Here is a 5,067-nt window from a genome sequence, read left to right on the forward strand (position 1 = left end):
ACACGCTGGAAATAAAGCATGGCTCGGTCGGCTCGTCCTGACACTTTAGTCTACCGTCTTAGTCCCCCTATCGGGTGACACGACACCACGACTAATGCGCCACGACTTCATCCAGCAAACGTTGCCAATAATTAAAAACTAAACTATCATGATACAAAAAGGAAGTAGAGTAAGACATAAGAACTCAAAGATAGATGCCATTAAAGGTGTTATGCAAGTGTTTGAAATTAAGAATGGTTATGCTGTTTGTGGGTTTGGTGACTTTGAAAGGTTTGGGCAGGGAATGGAAACTTATTTAATATCAGACTTAATTCTTGCTTAGTTATAATAGACTTGGGCTTAGCCAATAACTCTATATAAATTAAGAACAATGGGAAATAAAATTTTTCAATCTATTTTAGATGAAAAAGTTGAGAACTTTAGGTTAGCATTTGAAAAGACTTCTAAGGATTTGTTTTGGAATGCTGAAGAAAAGAAATTAATTCACCCTGGCGAATATGGAACATATAGAGAAAGCGTATGTAAAGATTTTTTAAGATTATTAACTCCCCATTATTTAGATATAAGTAGTGGATTTCTGATTAATGATTCGGATGAAATTAGTACTCAGTGTGATATTGTTATTTATGACGCTAAAAGTACTGCATTAATTGAAAATAGCGATAGACAAAGATTTTTTCCTGTAGAAACAACAGTTGGAATTGGTGAAATAAAATCTAACCTATCAAAAGCTGACTTTAAAACGGCTATTAATAAAATGGCTAGGAATAAAATAATGCGTGAAAGTATAAAAACACCAGTTGCATTAAAACGTGACTCATATGGTGAGTTTTCTCCTAGCGAATATCATTATGATAGTATATTTAGCTTTTTAATCTGTAAAAAACTTGATTTTAATATTGAAAATCTAGTTCACGACATAAATATTCTTTATGATTCTGACATCAAACCTTACCAAAAACATAATTTAATATTGAGTATTGAGGATGGGCTTTTCGCTTATTTTGATGAGAATGATAAAACATTAATGTTTCCATTTCATAGAGGAAAGGCTTTGAAAAATAGATTCGTAAAACCTGATAGTAATAAGAACTGTCATTTTAATTATTTTTCTTCATATTTTTTTCTTGCCATGTCTTCCATTAGTATACTCTATCCAGAAATAACAAATTACATAATGGACTGGAAGGGAGGATTAAATCAAAGTGAAAAATAACTATTGGCAACAATGGCTAATAAAGCATAGGCTTGCCGCAGGCGCAACACAAGCCAACGCTTCATAGCCTGACCGTTGGGCTTCATGCCATGAGGCAACTTATTATTATAAGTGGTGAATCACTAAGACATCTATTAAAGACTAATTAGAAATTAAGTAGCCAAAGACACAAAATTTAAGAGGACACATGTTTTTTGAATTAGTAAGAAAGAAGGAGAAAGATTTAGTTATTGTTGGACTTATTGTTTTGTTCTTTTCCATTGGAGCTATTGTGCAGTCTAGCATAGAAGAATCAAATAAAAGCTTCATCAAAAAAGACTTTAGCATTACAATAGGAACATTCAGTGATTTTAACTTAGTGGGAGCTGAAAATAATCCTTATCTGACTTATAAATATACAGTGAATAAAAAGGACTATTTTAGAACAATAATGCCTAACAGGAATCCTTATTATTGTGAAAAGAATAACTGTCAAGGTTTGATGTGGGTGGTGGTTTATTCCAACAGCAAACCTAAAAAATCATTAATTAACTTGTCACATAGACTATATTCGACTTCGTCCTTAATTGAGATTAGTGACTTGGATGAATTTGAATAGCATAAAAAAGAAAGCACGAAAGCCCAACACGCTGGAAATAAAGCATGGCGCAGCTTGCTCGTCCTGACACTTTAGTCTACCGTCTTAGTCCCCCTATCGGGTGACACGACACCACGACTAACGCGCCACGACTTCATCCAGCAAACGTTAGCACCTATAGTGAAAGCATATGAACACTTTAAATACAAATAGACTAACCAATTGGATAGTTAATCTATCTCCTACCAAGACATTTTGGATATTTGGACTATTTTTTCCTTTCTATACAATTTGGCTAAGACAAGTCGGACTTTATACCATATTAAAAAACAAGAAAGACATTCGATTATTTAATTTTCTTTCCACGTTTTTATTATTATCCGTTTTCAGTTTGTTTTCTATTGGTTATGGACATCAATATCTTGACAAAAGTATACTAGACTGGACAATTCCAATTGTACCAATTCTCATCATTCTGACTTGGTTTATATGTAATGGAATAATTAGCAAAAATATGGTTGACTATGAAAATATAGATAATGAATATTTCTACGGATTTAGAAAGACAAAGAGATATCTTTCGAGATTTTTCCAACTCTTTTATTTCCCTATTTCGATTTATTGGATTCAGAAATACTATATATTAAGGCAATAAAAACTACAGGTGCTAACCCGCTGGAATAAAGCATGGCTCGTACGCCTCGTCCTGACACCTTAGTCTACCGTCTTAGTCCCCCTAGGGGGTGACACGACACCACGACTAACGCGCCACGACTTCATCCAGCAAACGTTATGTGTAAGCTTGAAGTACAGCTTAGTTAAAAAACTATATAGGAAAGTATTATGACTTTACACCCATTACAGATTGCAGGAATAATAACTCTAATTGTTGGACTTATTATTCTGATCTTTAATTTAAGATCATTAATTAAAGCAAATTCGAGTAAGAATTGGCTATCCGCCGAAGGAGAAATATTAAATTCTGAACTTGATATTACTAAAAGCTTTGGAGAATCTGATAAAGTTTACAATCCTAAAGTTGAGTATAAATATTTAGTTAACGGAAAAGAATATTGTTCAACACGTATTTATTATGGAAGTTCATCATCCTCGACTTTCAAAAAGTCTAAAAGTCGTAATATAATAGAAAAGTATCCCAAAGGTAGCAGAGTGACTGTATTTTATGACCCAATGAATGAATCAGAAGCAGTAATTGAACGTGGAGTAAAGCCAGAAGTTATTTCATTAATCCTTGCAAGTTCAGTTTTACTTGCATGTAGCATATATGTTCTGACTAATTTTGAATTCATAATCAAATATTTTGACAAATAAAAGCCTACACATAACACGCTGGAATAAAGCATGGCTAGGTTTGCGCGTCCTGACGCCTTTGTCTACTGTCCTGTCATCCCAAACGGGTGACACGACACCACGACTAATGCGCCACGACTTCATCCAGCAAACGTTATGGCCAATTAAACTGCGACACAGCATGAGAAGTAACATTTTGATTATTTGTTGTTTGATTCTGAGCATTAATAGCTTTAGCCAGAATATAATTTTCAACGAGAATGGAAAAGAGCTTCCCAAAAAGATTCGTTTAAAAATTACCACAGACAGAGAATCATACAACCTGGGAGACACTATCTGGATTGATTATACTTTTCTAAATGTTTCAGATAGTACACAAGAAATATTGATTAAAGAATATTGGAATCATCCGATGGGCATGACAGCTTCGATTCTTGATGAAAATGATTCAAGTATATGTAAATATCCTACAAGGACTTATTATTCGTCCACTTTATTTTTCGAGAAAGACCTCAAAGATTATTATAAATCTATCGAGCCTAATTCTAAGATAACTGGCAAGGTTGCTTTACAGAGTATACCAGCATTTAAGGATTATATTGAGAATGGACTAATTCCAAAAGGGAAATATACCATTGGCTTAGGATACTATAATTTACTGTCAAATACTTTAGAGATTCAAATCAAGTAATGAGAAAACTAAATCCAAAACAAAAAACTTTACTATTTCGGATTGGATTAATTGTAATAGGATTGATAAATACTCTAATGCAACTTAATTCATGGATTTTTATTCTTTATTTTTCACCTTCGCCATTATCGTCGGAGATTGGAAAATTCATTATTTACATACTGATTTCACTGATTGGAATTTTCTACAAAAAGATTTATCAACGATTATTGATTCTTAGGATTATTTCATTGAGTTTGATAATTGAGAGAGTGATTGTTTATTTGATTTACTCAGATTATGAATTTTGGCTATTTTCATTGATTAATTGCTTAATTGGACTGATTATATTATTAACTACATTTGAAAGAGAAATAAAATTAACTGGCCATAACATGTGGTCATAAAACAGTTGGGGTTCAGTGGTTTGCGAGCATTTGTTCTCGCATCAACTTTTTCCACGGTGGATACGAACGCGCTCCGAAAACCCAACCGTTTCATACCGCAAGAACGTTAGCTGCCATACAAAAAACATACAGATCAATTTTAAATGAAATTCAGAATAAAAAACACGAAGATCACAACTTCGATAATTAGTTGGATCGAAATAATTGGAGGAATTGCAGGAATAGGACTATTAATACGACTTCTAATGAGGACACAAACGATTAATGGACCTATATTATTAATTTTATTAATAGGAATATTTTTAAGTGTATTCTCAATTGTGAGTGGTAGGTATTTGGCAGCACAAAAAACAGTTAAATTAGGACTAATACTATCTGTAATAAATTTCTTTTTACAATTAGTAAGTTTTAAGATCGGAGGCTATGCTTATGAGTTTACATCTGGAATTAATTTGTTAGTAGGATTTGAAAATGCTCTTAAATTTAATTTTGGAATTATTACTTCTACTTTTAATATGTCAATCAACACTGATGATCCAGATTTTGCCATTAAGATTAATGTAATAGCAATCATCATTATATGGCTTTTAGCAGACATCTTTGACGAATTATTTTTAAAAAAGGCGGAAAGCATTGAAAATATTGCTAATGAGATCGAAAGTACAGCAGCTAACCCGCTGGAATAAAGCATGGCTCGTTTAACTCGTCCTGACGCCTTTGTCTACTGTCTTAGTCCCCCTATCGGGTGACACGACACCACGACATACGCGCCACGACTTCATCCAGCAAACGTTATAGCCCATAAACTGGTATTGGAACTTTAACCTTTACTCTGTTTGTCTAAAAGTAGTCAGAAAAGGAATCATCTTGTATGGTAAGAAGGTTC

6 protein-coding genes are annotated in these 5,067 nt (G+C 33.3%); all 6 read left to right on the forward strand.

Translation table 11 applies throughout. The annotated features are described in order from the left end of the window. Positions 1 to 148 precede the first annotated feature (148 nt). The 6 genes from KEM10_RS23220 (at position 149) to KEM10_RS23245 (ending at position 4,867) form a co-directional block, all read left to right on the forward strand. Entirely contained in the window at positions 149 to 322 is a 174-nt protein-coding gene (locus KEM10_RS23220) for a hypothetical protein (RefSeq protein WP_212220572.1), read from the forward strand. Positions 323 to 370: 48 nt separating this feature from the next. Next, positions 371 to 1,216, forward strand: a complete 846-nt coding sequence (locus tag KEM10_RS23225; protein ID WP_212220575.1) for a DUF6602 domain-containing protein — start codon at positions 371 to 373, stop codon at positions 1,214 to 1,216. Between the two features lie 187 nt (positions 1,217 to 1,403). After that, a complete protein-coding gene (locus KEM10_RS23230; protein ID WP_212220578.1) occupies positions 1,404 to 1,814 on the forward strand; it encodes a hypothetical protein in 411 nt (136 codons plus the stop codon). An 822-nt stretch (positions 1,815 to 2,636) separates the two neighbouring features. Next, on the forward strand, positions 2,637 to 3,125 hold the full coding sequence (locus KEM10_RS23235; RefSeq protein ID WP_212220580.1) for a DUF3592 domain-containing protein: 489 nt from the start codon (positions 2,637 to 2,639) through the stop codon (positions 3,123 to 3,125). A gap of 160 nt (positions 3,126 to 3,285) precedes the next feature. After that, positions 3,286 to 3,795: a hypothetical protein gene (locus KEM10_RS23240; protein WP_212220583.1), complete on the forward strand. Its 510-nt coding sequence runs from the start codon at positions 3,286 to 3,288 to the stop codon at positions 3,793 to 3,795. A 529-nt stretch (positions 3,796 to 4,324) separates the two neighbouring features. Next, positions 4,325 to 4,867, forward strand: coding sequence for a hypothetical protein (locus KEM10_RS23245; protein WP_212220587.1), 543 nt, complete (start codon positions 4,325 to 4,327; stop codon positions 4,865 to 4,867). Positions 4,868 to 5,067 lie beyond the last annotated feature (200 nt).

It is taken from the genome of Carboxylicivirga linearis (assembly GCF_018271995.1).
In the GTDB taxonomy this organism is placed as follows: Bacteria; Bacteroidota; Bacteroidia; order Bacteroidales; family Marinilabiliaceae; genus Carboxylicivirga; species Carboxylicivirga linearis.

Excerpts from the sequence above, each read along its gene's own strand:
- KEM10_RS23220 (WP_212220572.1), top strand. The coding sequence starts at position 149 with ATGATACAAAAAGGAAGTAGAGTAAGACATAAGAACTCAAAGATAGAT.
- KEM10_RS23225 (WP_212220575.1), top strand. The coding sequence starts at position 371 with ATGGGAAATAAAATTTTTCAATCTATTTTAGATGAAAAAGTTGAGAAC.
- KEM10_RS23230 (WP_212220578.1), top strand. The coding sequence starts at position 1,404 with ATGTTTTTTGAATTAGTAAGAAAGAAGGAGAAAGATTTAGTTATTGTT.
- KEM10_RS23235 (WP_212220580.1), top strand. The coding sequence starts at position 2,637 with ATGACTTTACACCCATTACAGATTGCAGGAATAATAACTCTAATTGTT.
- KEM10_RS23240 (WP_212220583.1), top strand. The coding sequence starts at position 3,286 with ATGAGAAGTAACATTTTGATTATTTGTTGTTTGATTCTGAGCATTAAT.
- KEM10_RS23245 (WP_212220587.1), top strand. The coding sequence starts at position 4,325 with ATGAAATTCAGAATAAAAAACACGAAGATCACAACTTCGATAATTAGT.